At 74.2% G+C, this 14,198-nt stretch carries 12 protein-coding genes; 5 read left to right on the top strand and 7 right to left on the bottom strand.

Translation table 11 applies throughout. The features are described 5' to 3' along the window. The first annotated feature begins 30 nt into the window (after positions 1–30). Together EDF40_RS04485 and EDF40_RS04480 are read left to right on the top strand one after the other, a co-directional pair. On the top strand, positions 31–2,868 hold the full coding sequence (locus EDF40_RS04485) for a glycosyltransferase family 2 protein (protein ID WP_123338974.1): 2,838 nt from the start codon (positions 31–33) through the stop codon (positions 2,866–2,868). After that, the gene (locus EDF40_RS04480; RefSeq protein ID WP_123338975.1) at positions 2,865–4,268 is read left to right on the top strand and encodes a DUF5719 family protein; all 1,404 of its coding nucleotides are present in this window, start codon (positions 2,865–2,867) and stop codon (positions 4,266–4,268) included. Before EDF40_RS04485 ends, EDF40_RS04480 begins: the two co-directional genes overlap by 4 nt. A 37-nt stretch (positions 4,269–4,305) precedes the next feature. Here EDF40_RS04480 and EDF40_RS04475 read toward each other — a convergent pair whose 3' ends face one another. Further along, positions 4,306–4,746 carry a metallopeptidase family protein gene (locus EDF40_RS04475; RefSeq protein WP_123338976.1) on the bottom strand — a complete coding sequence of 147 codons (441 nt, stop codon included), beginning with the start codon at positions 4,744–4,746 and terminating at the stop codon, positions 4,306–4,308. Between the two features lie 59 nt (positions 4,747–4,805). Between EDF40_RS04475 and EDF40_RS04470 the strand changes: the two genes are divergently transcribed. Next, entirely contained in the window at positions 4,806–5,021 is a 216-nt protein-coding gene (locus tag EDF40_RS04470) for a DUF3499 family protein (protein WP_123338977.1), read from the top strand. 104 nt (positions 5,022–5,125) lie between these two features. Continuing rightward, positions 5,126–6,604, top strand: a complete 1,479-nt coding sequence (gene ahcY, locus EDF40_RS04465) for an adenosylhomocysteinase (RefSeq protein ID WP_123339072.1) — start codon at positions 5,126–5,128, stop codon at positions 6,602–6,604. Between the two features lie 16 nt (positions 6,605–6,620). On the opposite strand, the gene EDF40_RS04460 is transcribed toward ahcY, so the two are convergent. Next, positions 6,621–7,490 (bottom strand): RDD family protein, encoded by an 870-nt coding sequence (locus tag EDF40_RS04460; protein ID WP_123353874.1) that lies wholly within the window; start codon positions 7,488–7,490, stop codon positions 6,621–6,623. Between the two features lie 42 nt (positions 7,491–7,532). Between EDF40_RS04460 and EDF40_RS04455 the strand changes: the two genes are divergently transcribed. Next, positions 7,533–8,531, top strand: coding sequence for a stage II sporulation protein M (locus EDF40_RS04455; RefSeq protein WP_111085975.1), 999 nt, complete (start codon positions 7,533–7,535; stop codon positions 8,529–8,531). A gap of 13 nt (positions 8,532–8,544) precedes the next feature. Here the strand turns inward: EDF40_RS04455 and EDF40_RS04450 are convergent, their stop codons facing one another. Genes EDF40_RS04450 through EDF40_RS04430 form a run of 5 tightly spaced genes read right to left on the bottom strand, consistent with a single transcriptional unit; the run spans position 8,545 to position 13,997 of the window. Further along, the gene (locus tag EDF40_RS04450) at positions 8,545–9,897 is read right to left on the bottom strand and encodes a DUF58 domain-containing protein (RefSeq protein ID WP_123338979.1); all 1,353 of its coding nucleotides are present in this window, start codon (positions 9,895–9,897) and stop codon (positions 8,545–8,547) included. Further along, positions 9,897–10,925: a MoxR family ATPase gene (locus tag EDF40_RS04445; protein ID WP_260212597.1), complete on the bottom strand. Its 1,029-nt coding sequence runs from the start codon at positions 10,923–10,925 to the stop codon at positions 9,897–9,899. The genes EDF40_RS04450 and EDF40_RS04445 overlap by 1 nt, the downstream gene beginning before the upstream one ends. Further along, entirely contained in the window at positions 10,922–12,154 is a 1,233-nt protein-coding gene (locus EDF40_RS04440; protein ID WP_123338980.1) for a DUF4350 domain-containing protein, read from the bottom strand. The genes EDF40_RS04445 and EDF40_RS04440 overlap by 4 nt, the downstream gene beginning before the upstream one ends. Further along, positions 12,151–12,792 carry a DUF4129 domain-containing protein gene (locus tag EDF40_RS04435; protein ID WP_123338981.1) on the bottom strand — a complete coding sequence of 214 codons (642 nt, stop codon included), beginning with the start codon at positions 12,790–12,792 and terminating at the stop codon, positions 12,151–12,153. Before EDF40_RS04435 ends, EDF40_RS04440 begins: the two co-directional genes overlap by 4 nt. Beyond that, positions 12,789–13,997: a glycerophosphoryl diester phosphodiesterase membrane domain-containing protein gene (locus tag EDF40_RS04430; protein ID WP_185002766.1), complete on the bottom strand. Its 1,209-nt coding sequence runs from the start codon at positions 13,995–13,997 to the stop codon at positions 12,789–12,791. Before EDF40_RS04430 ends, EDF40_RS04435 begins: the two co-directional genes overlap by 4 nt. Positions 13,998–14,198 lie beyond the last annotated feature (201 nt).

Below are 14,198 nucleotides of genomic sequence, written 5' to 3'. Positions count from 1 at the left end.
GTGCCTCCAGACCGTAGAGTGACGCCCGTCATGCAGCCCAGAGTCACCGCGATCCTCGTCGCCGCCAACGGAGCGGCCCACCTCGACCGGACCCTGGACGCACTCGCGGCCCAGACCCGCCACCCGGAGAACCTGGTGGTCGTCGACGTCGGGTCGACCGACGGCTCCACCGCGGGACTGTCCTTCGGCGGGTCCGCCGAGCTCCTGCGCCTGCCGGCCGGACGCCCCTTCGGCGAGGCCGTCGCCCGCGGGGAGCGCGAGGCTCCGCCCACCGTCGCGGACGAGCCCGTCGACGAGTGGCTGTGGCTGCTCGGACACGACAACGCACCGGCGCCGACCGCGCTCGCCGACCTGCTCTCCGCCGTCGAGATCGCGCCGTCCGTGGTCGTGGCGGGTCCGAAGCTCGTCGCCGACGACGACCCCTCCATCATCCGCGCGTTCGGCGAGAGCATGACGCGCTTCGGCCGCTCCATCGGCCTCGTGCAGGACGAGCTCGACCAGGGCCAGCACGACCGGCACACCGACGTGCTCGGCGTCGCCGCTGGCGGCATGCTCGTGCGCCGCTCGGTGTGGACCGAGCTCGCCGGTTTCGACCCGGCGCTGCCCGACGTCGACGCCGCCCTCGACTTCTGCGTCCGGGTCCGCCTGGCCGGGCACCGCGTGGCCGTGGTCCCCGAGGCGAAGGTCACCACCGCCGGTCCGGTCGAGGAGTTCGGCCGCAAGCGCGTCTCCGAGGCCCGCCGTGTCCGCATGCACCGGCAGGCGCAGCTGCACCGCCGGATGACCTACGCGCCGGGTGGACTGCTCTGGCTGCACTGGCTCACCCTCGTCCCCTTCGCGGTCGGCCGGGCGATCGGCCACCTCGTCGCCAAGCACCCGGCGGCCGTCGTCCCCGAGCTCGCCGCGGCGTTCGCGGTGGCGTTCGGCGGTGGCACCGGTCGGGCGCGTCGGAACCTCGCCCGCACGAAGAAGCTCGGCTGGGCCGCCGTCGAACCGCTCCGGGTCAGCTGGCGTCGGGTGCACGAGCACCGGACCACCTCGCGGGACGTGGAACTCGCCCGGGTCGAGGACGCACCGATCGCACGGGCGTCGTTCCTCGGCGACGGCGGGATCTGGGTCGTGCTGGCCGCGGCGGTCCTGAGCGTCGTGACGCTCTACCCCCTGCTCGGCTCGCCGGCGCTGACCGGCGGCGGCCTGCTGCCCCTCAGCACGAGCGTCGGGCAGCTCTGGCAGAACGTCGGGTACGGCTGGCACTCCCTCGGCACCGGGTTCACCGGCCCCTCCGATCCGTTCGCCGCCGTGCTGGCGGTCCTCGGTTCGATCGTGTTCTGGTCGCCCTCGACGTCCGTCGTGCTCGTGATGCTCGTCGCCTTCCCCGTGTCCGCGCTCGGCGCGTGGTTCGCCGTCCGCAAGGTGACCACCCGCAAGTGGGTTCCGGTGATCGGGGCCGCGCTGTACGCCATCGCGCCCTCGCTCGTCGGCGCGGTCACGACGGGTCACCTCGGCGCCGTCATCGCGCACCTGGTGCTGCCGTGGCTGTTCGTCGCCGTGCTCGAGGCACACCGCTCGTGGGCGTGGGCGTCCGGCGCCTCGCTGCTGTTCGCGGTCGCGGCGGCCTCGGCACCGTCGGTGCTGCCGGTCCTGCTGGTCGCGTGGCTCGTCGCGCTCGTCGTCGGGTGGCGCCGTGCACACCGTCGGGCCTTCATCCCGGTGCCGACCGCGGTGCTCTTCCTGCCGCTCGTCCTCGCCCAGGTCGCCCGCGGCAACGTCCTCGCCGTCTTCGCCGACCCCGGCGTCCCCTCGGCCACCCGGGCGCCGTCCGCGCTGCAGCTGGCCATCGGACAGCCGCTGCCGGACTGGAGCGGGTGGCTGCCCGCAACGTCCGGGCTCGCCGCCGTCGGCACGTGGCTGCCGATCGTGATGGCCGTCCTGGCCGTGCCGATCGCCGCCGCCGCCATCGGCGCGATGCTCGGACACCGCTGGGCCGTCGCCGGCTCGGCGCTCGTCGTCGCACTGCTCGGCTTCGGCACGGCGTTCGCCGCCACCCACGTGGCCGTCACCGGCGTCGGGTCGACCACCACCATCGTGTGGCCGGGCAGCGGCCTGTCGGTGTACTGGCTCGCGATCGTCGTGGCTGCCTGCATCGGGATCGACGTGCTGCCGAAGGCCGCACCGGTCACCGGGCTCGTCGCGACGGTGCTCGCCGGTGTGGCGGTGGCCCCCGCGTTCGCCGCGTTCTACCTCGGCAACGCCGCCATCCAGCCGACCACCGGCCGGGTGCTCAGCGCGTACGTGAACGCCGAGGCGCAGGCGAACCCCGACGTCGGCACGCTCGTGGTGGTGCCGCAGGACGACGGGTCGCTCGCGGTCGCGCTCGAACGCGGACAGGGCGCCACCCTCGACGACCAGTCGACCCTCGACGCCACCGCCCTGCGGTTGAGCGAGTCCGGCGCCCGGCTGACGACGCTCGCCGGCAACCTGGCGAGCCGAAGCGGCTACGACCCACGACCGGCGCTGCAGGAACTCGGCATCAGCTTCGTCCTGCTCGACGACGCCGGCGACGACCCCGAGGCGCAGACGGTGCACGACCGGGCCGCGGGCGCGATCGGGCAGAACGCCCTCTTCACGAGCATCGGTGAGACCACGAACGGTCAGCTGTTCCACTACGAGGGCGACGTCGACCGGACCACCACCGGGTCCGCCGCGGCCCGTGCCACGCACGTCCTCTACCTGGTCGTGCTCGGCGTGGTGTTCGGGGCGGCGGCGCTGCTCGCCGTGCCGACGGCCCCGCGCCGCCGCCGCGCCACCTCGAACGTCATCGAGGCCGAGGAACCCGCGACCACCTTCGACGAGGAGCGCGACGAATGAGCACCACCACCCGCTCCGTCCGACGCTGGGTCGTCCGCGGCACCGCGACCGCGATCGCCGTCGTCGTCGCTGCCGGCGCCGTCACGGCTGCGCACGCCTACGGCACCGCAGCCGAGCCGGGTCGCCCGGCCGGCCGGACCGTCACCCCGGTGCCCGCCGACGCCGAGCGCGTCTGCGCCGGCAGCGCCCTGCGGTTGTCCGACGACTCCGGCAACGACGCCACCCAGGCGAGCACCGTCGGGTCGGCGACCGTGTCCACGGCGACGACCGGTTCGACCGTCGAACGGTCCGCGCTCGACCCGTCGTCGACCGGCGGCAGCGACCCGCGCCTGCTGACCGCCCCTGCGGGCGACAGCACGCCCCAGGTCGCGGGCAGCAGCTACCAGAGCGTGTCCAGCGGCGACCTGGTGGGAGCGGGCGCGGCGTCGTGCGACGACCCGTCGCAGTCGACCTGGCTCGTCGGCGGCTCGACGGAGACCGGGCGCACCAGCCTCGTCACCCTGTCGAACCCGACGGACGTGAACGCCACCGTCGACCTGGCGATCTACGACGGCGCCGGCACGGTCAGCGCCCCCGGCACGACCGGCATCGTCGTCGCCCCGAACACCCAGAAGGTCGTCCCGCTGTCCGGCTTCGTGTCCGACCAGGGATCGACCGTCGTGCACGTGTCGTCCTCAGGCGGGCAGATCGTGGCCCACATGCAGGAGACCGTCGTCCGCACGCTGACCCCCGGCGGCTACGACATCGTCTCCGGCGGCGCCGCGCCGTCGCGGTCGCAGGTCATCCCCGGCGTCGTGCTCGCCGGTGCGCAGGAGGCACAGCGTGGTGACGACACCGCGGACGCCGCCCCCGTCGTCCGGCTGTTCGTCCCCGGCACGCATTCGGCTCGGGTCACCCTCGGCATCTCCACGGCGGACGGCGGCGGTACCACCGTCAACGCCACCGCCGAGCCCGGGGTCGTGACCGACGTCGCGCTCGACGACTTCCCGGACGGCCGGTACTCGTTCACCGTCACCTCGACGCAGCCCGTCGTCGCCGGTGCCCGGACGACCACCCCGACGGCGGACGACGGCAGCGACCTCGGCTGGTTCGCCTCGGCCGAGCCCCTCGGCGACCGGGTGATCACGGCCGTGGCGCCGGGGGAGGGCGTCCGCCTGAACCTCGTCAACCCCACGCAGGAGGACCGGACGGTCACGATCCGCTCCGGGGACGAGAAGCGCACGGTCGAGCTGCTGTCCGGCGCCACGGCGACCGTCCCGGTGCAGACCGCGAAGCAGTTGTCGCTCTCCGGGACGGACGGTGTCGTCGCCGGTGTGACCTACCTCGGAGACGACGGCATCGCCGGGTTCCCGGTGCGGCCCTCGACCCAGGTGTCCACGCCGGTGCGGGTCTACCCCTGACGCCGAGGACGGTGCGGCGCCTCCGGGTGCCGCGGCGTCACCAGTGGCGGTAGCGCTCCGGCGCCAGGTCCCACGGGTCCTTGCCGATCAGCTCGCCGACGGCCCGGAACACGGCCGTCTCGATGATGATCCGCCGGTCCGCGTCGTCCTTCTCGGGGCTGCGGTTCACCCGCTCGACCGGGATCCGGAACACGGTGACCCTGCGGGTGTCGCGGTCGATCCGCCACCGGGGCATCGCGTCGGGCAAGGTGGCATCGGTCGGCATGTCGGCCACCTGGAACACCACGCCCGCCAGTTCGTCGGGCCACAGCCCGATCAGGTAGTGGGCGCTGTCGCCGACGATGCGGTCGAAGGCCTCGGCGCGGGTCGTGATCGGCGCGAGTTCGGGACCGGTCACGCTCGACCGCCCGCCGCGTCCGTGCCGGGACCGGCCTCGACCGCGGTCGACGGGAGTGACGAGGCGGGGCTTGCGACGCATCCCCACATCGTACGCGCGCACCGGGTGCTCCCGGGTGCTCCGCTAGGCTCCGTGTCGACATGGACGTGAGGATCTGCAGCAAGGTCGCGTGCGCCGCGAGCGCTTCGGCGACCCTGACCTACGACTACGGGGACTCCATGGTCGTCGTCGGGCCGCTCTCCACGCGGGTCGAACCGCACGGCTACGACCTCTGCACCCGGCACGCCGCCGGTCTGCGCGTCCCGCGCGGCTGGCAGGTGGTGCGGCGCGAGCCGCTGCAGCGCGAGACCGACTGACGGCTCGCGTCCGCGACGCACCAGCGGCGGTGCACGGGAGGCCCGTGGAACGTGACCGACGTCGGCTGGGGACCCGCGCCTCCCGGCATGGAAGACTGATGGGCATGCCCACCGAAGCCCAGACCGCAGCACCGTACCGCGTCGCCGACCTCTCGCTCGCCGAGGCGGGCCGCCACCAGATCCGCCTCGCCGAGAACGAGATGCCGGGCCTGATGGCCCTGCGCGAGGAGTTCGGGGCGGCGCAGCCGCTGGCCGGCGCGCGCATCGCGGGGTCGCTGCACATGACGGTGCAGACGGCCGTCCTGATCGAGACGCTCGTCGCCCTCGGTGCGCAGGTGCGATGGGCGAGCTGCAACATCTTCTCCACGCAGGACGAAGCCGCCGCGGCGATCGCGGTCGGCCCGACCGGCACACCGGACGCACCAGCCGGCGTCCCCGTGTTCGCGTGGAAGGGCGAGACGCTCGAGGAGTACTGGTGGTGCACCAGCCGCATCTTCGACTGGACCGCCGAGGCCGCTGCCGTGGAAGCCGACTGGGCCGGTCCCAACCTGATCCTGGACGACGGCGGTGACGCCACGATGCTCGTGCACACCGGTGCCGACGCCGAAGCCGCTGGTGCTGCTCCCGTCGCGGGTGCCGACGCGAGCGCCGAGTGGACGATCGTGCTCGACACCGTCGCGGCGTCGCTCGAGACGTCGTCCGACCGCTGGACCCGCATCGCCGCGGACATCGAGGGCGTCACCGAGGAGACCACCACGGGCGTGCACCGCCTGTACGAGCTGTCGCGGAACGGACAGCTGCGGTTCCCCGCGATCAACGTGAACGACTCCGTGACGAAGTCGAAGTTCGACAACAAGTACGGCATCCGCCACTCCCTGCCCGACGGCCTGAACCGTGCGACCGACGTGCTGATGGGCGGCAAGGTCGCGTTCGTGGTCGGGTACGGCGACGTCGGCAAGGGTGCGGCGGAGGCACTGCGCGGCCAAGGCGCCCGCGTCATCGTCAGCGAGGTCGACCCGATCTGCGCGCTGCAGGCCGCGATGGACGGCTACCAGGTGGCACGTCTGGCCGACGTCATCGAGACCGTCGACATGGTCATCACGTGCACCGGCAACCTCGGCGTCGTGGGCGTCGACGAGATGCTCGGGCTGAAGCACCTGGCGATCGTCGCCAACGTCGGCCACTTCGACAACGAGATCGACATGGCCGGGCTCGAGTCGCTGCCCGGTGTCGAGAAGGTCGAGATCAAGCCGCAGGTGCACGAGTGGCGTCTGCCGACCGGCCGCTCGATCCTGGTGCTGTCCGAGGGGCGGCTGATGAACCTCGGCAACGCCACCGGGCACCCGTCGTTCGTGATGAGCAACTCGTTCACGAACCAGGTGCTTGCGCAGATCGAGCTGCACACCCGTCGTGACGAGTACCCGACGGGGGTCTACGTGCTGCCGAAGCACCTGGACGAGAAGGTCGCGCGCCTGCACCTCGGTGCCCTCGGGGTGGAGTTGACGACGCTGCGCCCGGAGCAGGCGGCGTACATCGGCGTGCCGGTCGAGGGCCCCTTCAAGCCCGAGCACTACCGGTACTGAGCCGGGGCGCGCCGCGCTAGCGCGGGAAGCCCGGGGGCCGCGCCGACGCCGACGCACCCGCCTCGGTGAGGAACCCGACACGGGAGCGCAGCGCCTGCACGTCCCGCCCACGGCGCAGCACGACGACCCCGGCGAGGAACACCTCGGCGGGCACCGGCGGCACCGGGTGGGCGAAGGGTGCGACGTCCGCGGCGAGCGCGCGGGCGGCGGACTCCCGGAGTTCGGGGCGCATCACGGCGGCCCCGCGGAAGAACGCGCCGAGCCGGTTCTCGAGTCGCTGTGGCAGCGCCGAGACGTCCGCGACCGTGGCCCAGGCCGTCAGCTCGGGCGGCAGCACCACCTGGGGGTCGCGCTGCTTCGGCAGCCGCTCGTGCTGCACGACGGTGCCGGCGAGCAGGTCCCCGAGGCGCCGCGGACGACTGCCGAACAAGGCCACGAGCAGCGCCACCGACCCGAACGTCATCCACAGCTCGAACAGCCCGACGAGCGCGCGGGTGAACGCGTGCCGGAACCCGATCGCACCGCCGTCGACCCGGACGACCCGCGTGCCGACGGCGTACCGGCCGACGCTGCGGCCCCGGGTCACCGTCTCGACGGCGGCCGGCACGAGCACGAGCACGGCGACGAACAGGGCGAGGCTCAGCGCGGCGCCCCACGCCTCGTCGAGGCCGCTCGGCCACAGCCGGGACACCCCGAACATCAGCAGCAGGTACAGGACGAGCAGGCACACCCCGTCGAGGAGCGCCGACGCCAACCGCAGGACGAGTCCGGCCGGCTGCACGTCGAGCGCGACCGCCTCGCCGACCACGAGCTCGTCGGGGGTCTCGTCCAGGGCGAGCGAGAACCGGGCATCGGCGAGGTCGCGCGGCGTGCGGGGCTTCGACATGGGATCATTCTGTCGGAAGTCGGCCGACACGAGGGGGAACACGTGGACCTGGACGCCTACGCCGAAGTGCACCGCGACCGGTGGCAGGAGCTCGACCGCCTCGCGCGCGCCCGGCACACCACCGGTGCCGACGTCGACCAGCTCGTCTCCGGCTACCAGGCCGCCGCGACGGACCTCGCCCGCATCCGCGGCGCCGCACCCCGCACCGCGACCGGCGACCGGCTGTCGCTCACGCTGTACCGCGCCCGCCTGCGCTTCACCGGCACCCCGGTCGACCCGCTCACCGCGGTCGCCCTGTTCTTCACCCGGCAGCTGCCCGCGGCGCTGTACCGGATCCGCTGGGTGACGATCTGGGTGGCGCTGGCGACCGTCGCGATCGGCGCGATCGTGGCCGTCTGGATCACGACGACACCGGGGGCGACGGCGACCTTCGGCACGCCGGAGGCGCTCCGCCAGTACGCCACCCAGGACTTCGTCGACTACTACTCCGACCACGGCCTCGGCGCGTTCACGGCGCAGGTGTGGACGAACAACGCCTACATCGCGGCCACCATGGTCGCGTTCGGCATCACGGGCGTCTTCGTGCCGTTCTCGATCATGCAGAACGCCGTCGGGCTCGGGGTCTCCGCGGCGATCATGCACTCGCAGGGGCGCCTGGCCGACTTCTTCCTCTACATCGCCCCGCACGGCCAGCTCGAGCTGTACTCGGTGTTCCTCGCCGGCGGGGCGGGCCTGATGATCTTCTGGTCGTGGGTCGCTCCGGGGCCGCACCGGACCCGTGCGCAGGCCCTCGCCGAGGACGGCCGTGCCCTCATCACGATCGCGGTCGGCCTGACGCTGACGCTGCTGCTGTCCGGCCTGGTCGAGGGCATCGTCACCCGTCAGGACTGGCCGTGGCCGGTCAAGATCGGCATCGGGACGATCGCGCTCGCCGCGGTCCTGGCGTACCAGTGGGTGCTCGGCGGTCGCGCGTACCGGGCCGGGGAGCGCGGCGACCTCGACGAGTTCGAGCGCGGCACGTCCGCCCTGGTCGCCGGGTAGCGTCCGCCCGGTTTCAGAGCCGGCCGGTCGCCTTCGCGCGCAGGTAGGCGTCGGCCACGAGCGGTGGGACGTCCTCCGGTGCGCCACGGACGACCTCGGCGCCGCTCCGGCGTGCGACGTCGGCGACGCCGTCGGCATCGAGCAGGGTGCGTTCGGCGGCTGCCCGCCGGTACACGTCGCGCTCCGCGCCGGTGGGGAGGCCCGGCACGCGTCCGCCCTGCGCCGTGCGGATCGTCGTGGCCGGGTCCACCCCGCCGCGTGCGGTCCGCTGCACCGCCGGGTCCTCGATGCTCGTCACCACGACGGCGTGCCGCCGGGTGAGCCGGGGCAGCACCGCCAGCAGGTCACCGGAGGCACCGACCGAGTCGAGGCTCGACGCCAGCACGACGAGCGCCCGCGAGGTCGTGATCGAGTCGACGAGCGCCGGCACGGCGGACCAGTCGGTGGCGGCGAGCCCGGGTTCCGCCATCGCGAGGGCCTCGCCGAAGCGCTGGACCACGTCGGTGCGGGTCGCCCCGTGCACACGGTCGTGGACGGTGTCGTCGAGGACCGCCAGGTCGACCCGGTCGCCGGCGGCCGCGGCCAGGGCACCGAGGAGCAGTGCGGACTCGATGAAGGTGTCGAGGCGCGGTTCGTCGGCCACCCGTCCGGCCCCGGCGCGCCCGGCGTCGACGACGACCACGACCCGCCGGTCGCGCTCCGGGCGCCAGGTGCGGACCACGAGGTCCTGCCGTCGGGCGGTCGCTCGCCAGTCGATCGAGCGGACGTCGTCGCCCCGGACGTAGTCGCGCAGCGAGTCGAACTCGGTGCCGTGGCCGCGGAGCTGCAGGGTGGTCTCGCCGTCGAGTTCGCGCAACCGGGCCAGCCGTGACGGCAGGTGCCGTCGCGAGCGGAACGGCGGGGTGACGACGAGTTCGCCCGGCGCCGTGACGACCCGCTGGCGGGCGGCGAGACCGAGCGGACCGAACGCCCGGACCGCGACGCCGGCCGTGCGGCGTCGACCGCGGCGGAACGGGGTGAACCGCATGCGGGCGGTCCGCCGTTCGCCCGCGGGCACCGTCATCCGGATCCGGCGCGGCCGGTGTCCGGCCGAGGGCTCCCACATGTCGCGGACGATGCCCCGGAGCACCCGCCCGCCGTCGTTCGCGAGCACGAGCGTGCCGTCGGCGGTGCTGTCCCGGCGGGCCAGTCGCGGCATCCGCCGTTCGACCCGCACGCGTGCCAGGTCGGCGGCGAGGAGCACGTCGAGGGCCGCGGCGAGCAGCACGACGACGACCCACGCCAGGCCGGCCCACCCGCTGGCGAGCAGCACGGTGGGCACGACGGCGACGGCGAGCAGCGCGACGAACCGGCCGGAGACCGCCACTAGATCGGCACCCGCACCTGCTCGAGCACCTGCTGGAGCACACCGTCGGCGCCGACACCCTCGAGCTCGGCGTCGGCGGCCACCCGGAGCCGGTGCCGCCAGACCGGCAGGGCCATCGCCTGCACGTGGTCGGGCGTGATGGCGTCGTAGCCGGTGAGCCACGCCCAGGCCTTCGCGGCAGCGAGCAGGGCCGTCGCACCGCGCGGGCTGACCCCGACGCGGACGGACGGTGCCTGACGGGTGGCGCGGGCGAGGTCGACGATGTACGCCAGCACGTCGTCACGGGCACCGACGGCCCGGACGGCGCGCTGCGCGGCGAGGACCTCGTCGACGCCGACCACGGGGGTGATGCCCGCCGACCGGACGTCCCGCGGCACGAAGCCGTCGGCGTGCCTGCGGAGGACCTGCCACTCGACGTCGCGCGGCGGGATGTCGAGCGTCAGCTTCACCAGGAAGCGGTCGAGCTGCGCCTCGGGGAGCGTGTACGTGCCCTCGAACTCGATCGGGTTCATGGTCGCGGCGACGAAGAACGGGTTGGGCAGCAGCCGGGCGTCACCGTCGACGCTGACCTGGCGTTCCTCCATCGCCTCGAGCAGGGCGGACTGGGTCTTCGGGGGCGTGCGGTTCACCTCGTCGGCGAGCAGCACGTTCGTGAAGACGGGGCCCTCGCGGAACGGGAACGTGCCGGTGGAGGCGTCGTACACGAGCGAACCGGTCACGTCGCCGGGCATCAGGTCCGGCGTGAACTGGATCCGCTTCGTGTCGAGGGACATCGCGGCGGCCAGGCTGCGGACGAGCAGGGTCTTGGCGACGCCGGGCACGCCCTCGAGCAGCACGTGCCCCTGTGCCAGGAGTCCGACGATCATGCCGGACACCGCGCCCTCCTGTCCGACGACGGCCTTGGCGACCTCGGCCCGGACCCGCCCGAAGGCGTCGCGAAGCCCGGGGTCGTGCTGGTTCCGGTCGTGCGGGGCGCGGTGACCCGGTGCGGGGTCGTGCTGGTCGGGGGCAGCTGGCAGGTCGGTCACGGTCGTGCTCCTGGTCGGTCGTGGTCGGTGCTGGGACGGTCGCCCGAGGTGGATCGTCGGACGGCCCGTTCGAGGTCGTCGAGTGCCCTCGTGCCGTCGACGAGGGCGCGGTCGTCGGAGGTCGGACCGCCGACGAGGACGGCGCCGACGCGGTCGTGCGGGATGCCGGTGGCGCGGGCCGCTGCGCGGACGACGTCGTCGACGTGCGCGGACCGGGGGAGTCCGAGCATCCGACCGATCCGGCGCACCGCTGCGACGCGGAGGGTGTCGAGGGCGTGGGTGCGGTCGTGGGTGCGGGCGTACATGCGGGCCCGGCCCTCGGTGGTCTCGGCGGCGCGGACCACGACGGGCATCCGCTCGACGACGAGCGGCCCGAGACGTCGGCCCCGCCACACCGCGGCGGCGACGGCCACCAGGGCGAGCAGCGCGATGCCGCTCGGCACCCACGGCGGTGCGAGCTCGCCGAGGGTCGGGGCGGCGTCGGGGGCGCCGACGGTCGGCGTGTACCAGGTGAGACGGTCGTCCGAGCCGAGCAGGCCGAGGGCGAGCGCGGCGTTCCCGGCGGTCGCGATCGTGTCGTTGCGGAACGCCGACGTGGTGCCGACGAGGGTGACGTCACCGCCGGGCGTCGCCGCGCGGACGAGTCCCCAGGCTCGGTCGTCGCCGCTGCCGGACGGCGCGCAGCGGTCCGCGTCGGGGTCGTCCACCGTGTAGCCGTACCCGGCGGTGGACACCCGCGCGGCCGACGCCGCGGCCGGGATCGCGCAGGACGCGGTGGACACGGTGTCGTCGCCCTCGGGCGCGGTGGCCGTCGTGACGTCGAGGCCGAACGACGTGAACGGCGTGGAGTCGCCGCCGACCAGGACCACGTGCTCGGCGGTGCGGGCGATGCGCTCGGCGACGCCTGGGTCGAGGACGCCGTCGGAGTCGTCGACGAACACCGTGCCACCGTCGATCCCGTCGGCACGGTCGGTCACCCGGACGGAGGTGCCACGCTGCTCCAGGACACGGACCAGCGCGGCCGATCCGCTCGCGGTGGTCGAGGTCGGGTCGAGGGGGCGTCGCTCCGGGCCCTCGGCGCCCTGCACCACGGCCGTGAGCACCGCGAGCACGATCCCGACGAGCACGATGGCGATCCAGAAGCCGAACCTGAGTCGGCGGCCCTCTGGCTGGTCCGGCGACGGCGCACCCGTGCGCGGCGCGGCGGCGGTGGCAGTGCTGGCGGTCATGCCGGTACCACCGGCCCCGTGGACCTTGCCGGACGAGCCTGGCGCACGGCACGCTCGGTGTCGAGGACCCGGCGAGCAGTGGCCTCGTCGGCGTCGAGCCCGAGGTAGCGGACGGCGTCGAAGGCCGTCGCGGCGTCGTCGAGCGCCGGGGCCTCGGCGGGGAAGGGCGCGGCTCCCCGTACGGCGATGGTGCGTGCGGTGGCCCCGGGGACGTCCGGGACCAGGTCGCGCTCGCCGAGGCCGCGGGCGGTCGCACGGAAGCCGTCGAGGACCGCGGCCGACCAGTCGCCCCGGCGGATCGCGGACTGTGCGGCCTCGAGCAGTTCGCGGGCGGACCGGAGGTCGTCGTCGTCGAACACCCCGCCGGTGTCGTCCGCGTCGCTGCGTGCACGACGTCGGGGGAGCCCGCGGGCCACGACGACGAGCACGACGACGGCGACGAGCACCACGATCGCGATCACCAGGGCCGTGCGTGCCGCGACGGGGGAGTCGAGCCCGTCGGCGCGGAGCGACCCGAGCCAGTCGAAGAACGTCCGTGACGCGCGGTCCCACCAGGTCACGTGCGCGCCGTCGTACGCGGGCCGGTCGAGTTCGCGTTCGAGCAGACGGCGGGCCTCGTCGGGGTCGACCGCGGTCATGCGGTCCCGTCCGGCGGGCGGTGCTGCCCCTGCTGCGGCGGGAGTTGCGGCCACGGTTGCTGCTGTCCGGGCCAGGGCTGCTGCGCCTGCTGCTGTCCGGGCCACGCCTGCGGGGGCTGCCCGGGCCACTGCTGCTGCTGCTGCTGCTGCGCCCACGGCTGCTGCTGCCCGGCCCACGGCTGCTGCGGCCACGGCGGTCGGGCGACCGGCGCGGACGGTGCGAACGGGTCGGCCGGCTGCCCGGTGTCGAGGTGCGAGGCGATGCGCTGGTCGAGGGCCTCGGTCCGGATCCGTCGGTCGATGGTCAGGAAGGTGACGACCGCCGCGCTCAGCACGTCGGTGACGCACTGCACCGCGATCGCGAGCAGGCTGCCGATGACGATCAGGACGAGGGCGCCCGCACCGATGCCCGAGGACGCGTCGGTCTGCCCGAGCGGGTCGAACACGCCGCCGACGAGCACGGCTCCGATGGTGAGCGGCGCCGTGGCGATCGACGCCGCGACCCCGAACATCACCTGCACGAGCAGCAGGATGCCGAAGGTCCGCCAGAACGCACCGCGGGTGAGCCGCCACGACTGCGCGGCGGCGGCGAAGACCGGCCGGCCCTCGAGCGCGATGGTCGGCACGGTGAAGGCGAAGCGGATGCCGAGCCACGTCAGCACGACACCGAAGCCGAGCACCATCACGAAGACCGCCAGGACGAACCACCCGGCGCCGGCGTCCCCGGCACCGAGCGCCGCGAAGAACCCGACGAACACCACCGCGACGATGATCCCGACGACGAGCCCCGCGCCGATCTGCACGAACATCCACGCGACGACCGGCCACCGCCGCCCGGCGAGCAACGCCCACAGGCCCCGGAAGGTCGCGCGACGGCCGAGCACCCGCTGGCCGGTGTCCGCGGCGACCGGTGCCACCAGGAAGCCGCGACCGAGGTACGCCAGGAACGGCAGGCCGATCGTCAGCAGGATCCACAGCGTCACCGAGCCCGCGACGATCGTGTCGCCACCACCGCTGCCGTCGAACGCCGTCATCATCCGCGACTGCAGCGCCTGCTGGCCGAACGTGCTGACGAGGGTGGAGAGCAGCCCGAGCACGCCGCTGAGCAGCACGCTCCAGAGCAGCAGGACGCGGGCGTTGCGGCGGAAGACCGTGAAGGCGCCGCCGAGCACGTCACCGAACCCGAGTGGGCGCAGGGGGATCACCGGACGCGAGCCGGACGGCGGACGACCGCCGGGGGGTCGACCCGGCCCCGGGGCGGGCGGCGGCGGCGCGGAGAAGCGGGGCGGGCCTCCCGGCTGTCCCTGCCACGCGCCCTGCTGCCCGGCACCCTGCTGCCCGGCACCCCGCTGACCACTGCCAGGCGTCTGCCAATCGGACATGACCTCGGCCCCCTTCGTCGTGTC

The organism is Curtobacterium sp. PhB170, assembly GCF_003752345.1.
Taxonomy (GTDB): domain Bacteria; phylum Actinomycetota; class Actinomycetes; order Actinomycetales; family Microbacteriaceae; genus Curtobacterium.
Note: the sequence above shows the minus strand (reverse complement) of the source record. Positions and strands in the feature narration are given on the sequence as shown.

Coding starts and splice junctions, on each gene's coding strand:
- EDF40_RS04470 (WP_123338977.1), top strand. CDS start 4,806: ATGGACGTGAGGATCTGCAGCAAGGTCGCGTGCGCCGCGAGCGCTTCG.
- EDF40_RS04440 (WP_123338980.1), bottom strand. CDS start 12,154: ATGACCGCCAGCACTGCCACCGCCGCCGCGCCGCGCACGGGTGCGCCG.
- EDF40_RS04460 (WP_123353874.1), bottom strand. CDS start 7,490: ATGTCGAAGCCCCGCACGCCGCGCGACCTCGCCGATGCCCGGTTCTCG.
- EDF40_RS04435 (WP_123338981.1), bottom strand. CDS start 12,792: ATGACCGCGGTCGACCCCGACGAGGCCCGCCGTCTGCTCGAACGCGAA.
- ahcY (WP_123339072.1), top strand. CDS start 5,126: ATGCCCACCGAAGCCCAGACCGCAGCACCGTACCGCGTCGCCGACCTC.
- EDF40_RS04475 (WP_123338976.1), bottom strand. CDS start 4,746: ATGCGTCGCAAGCCCCGCCTCGTCACTCCCGTCGACCGCGGTCGAGGC.
- EDF40_RS04480 (WP_123338975.1), top strand. CDS start 2,865: ATGAGCACCACCACCCGCTCCGTCCGACGCTGGGTCGTCCGCGGCACC.
- EDF40_RS04485 (WP_123338974.1), top strand. CDS start 31: ATGCAGCCCAGAGTCACCGCGATCCTCGTCGCCGCCAACGGAGCGGCC.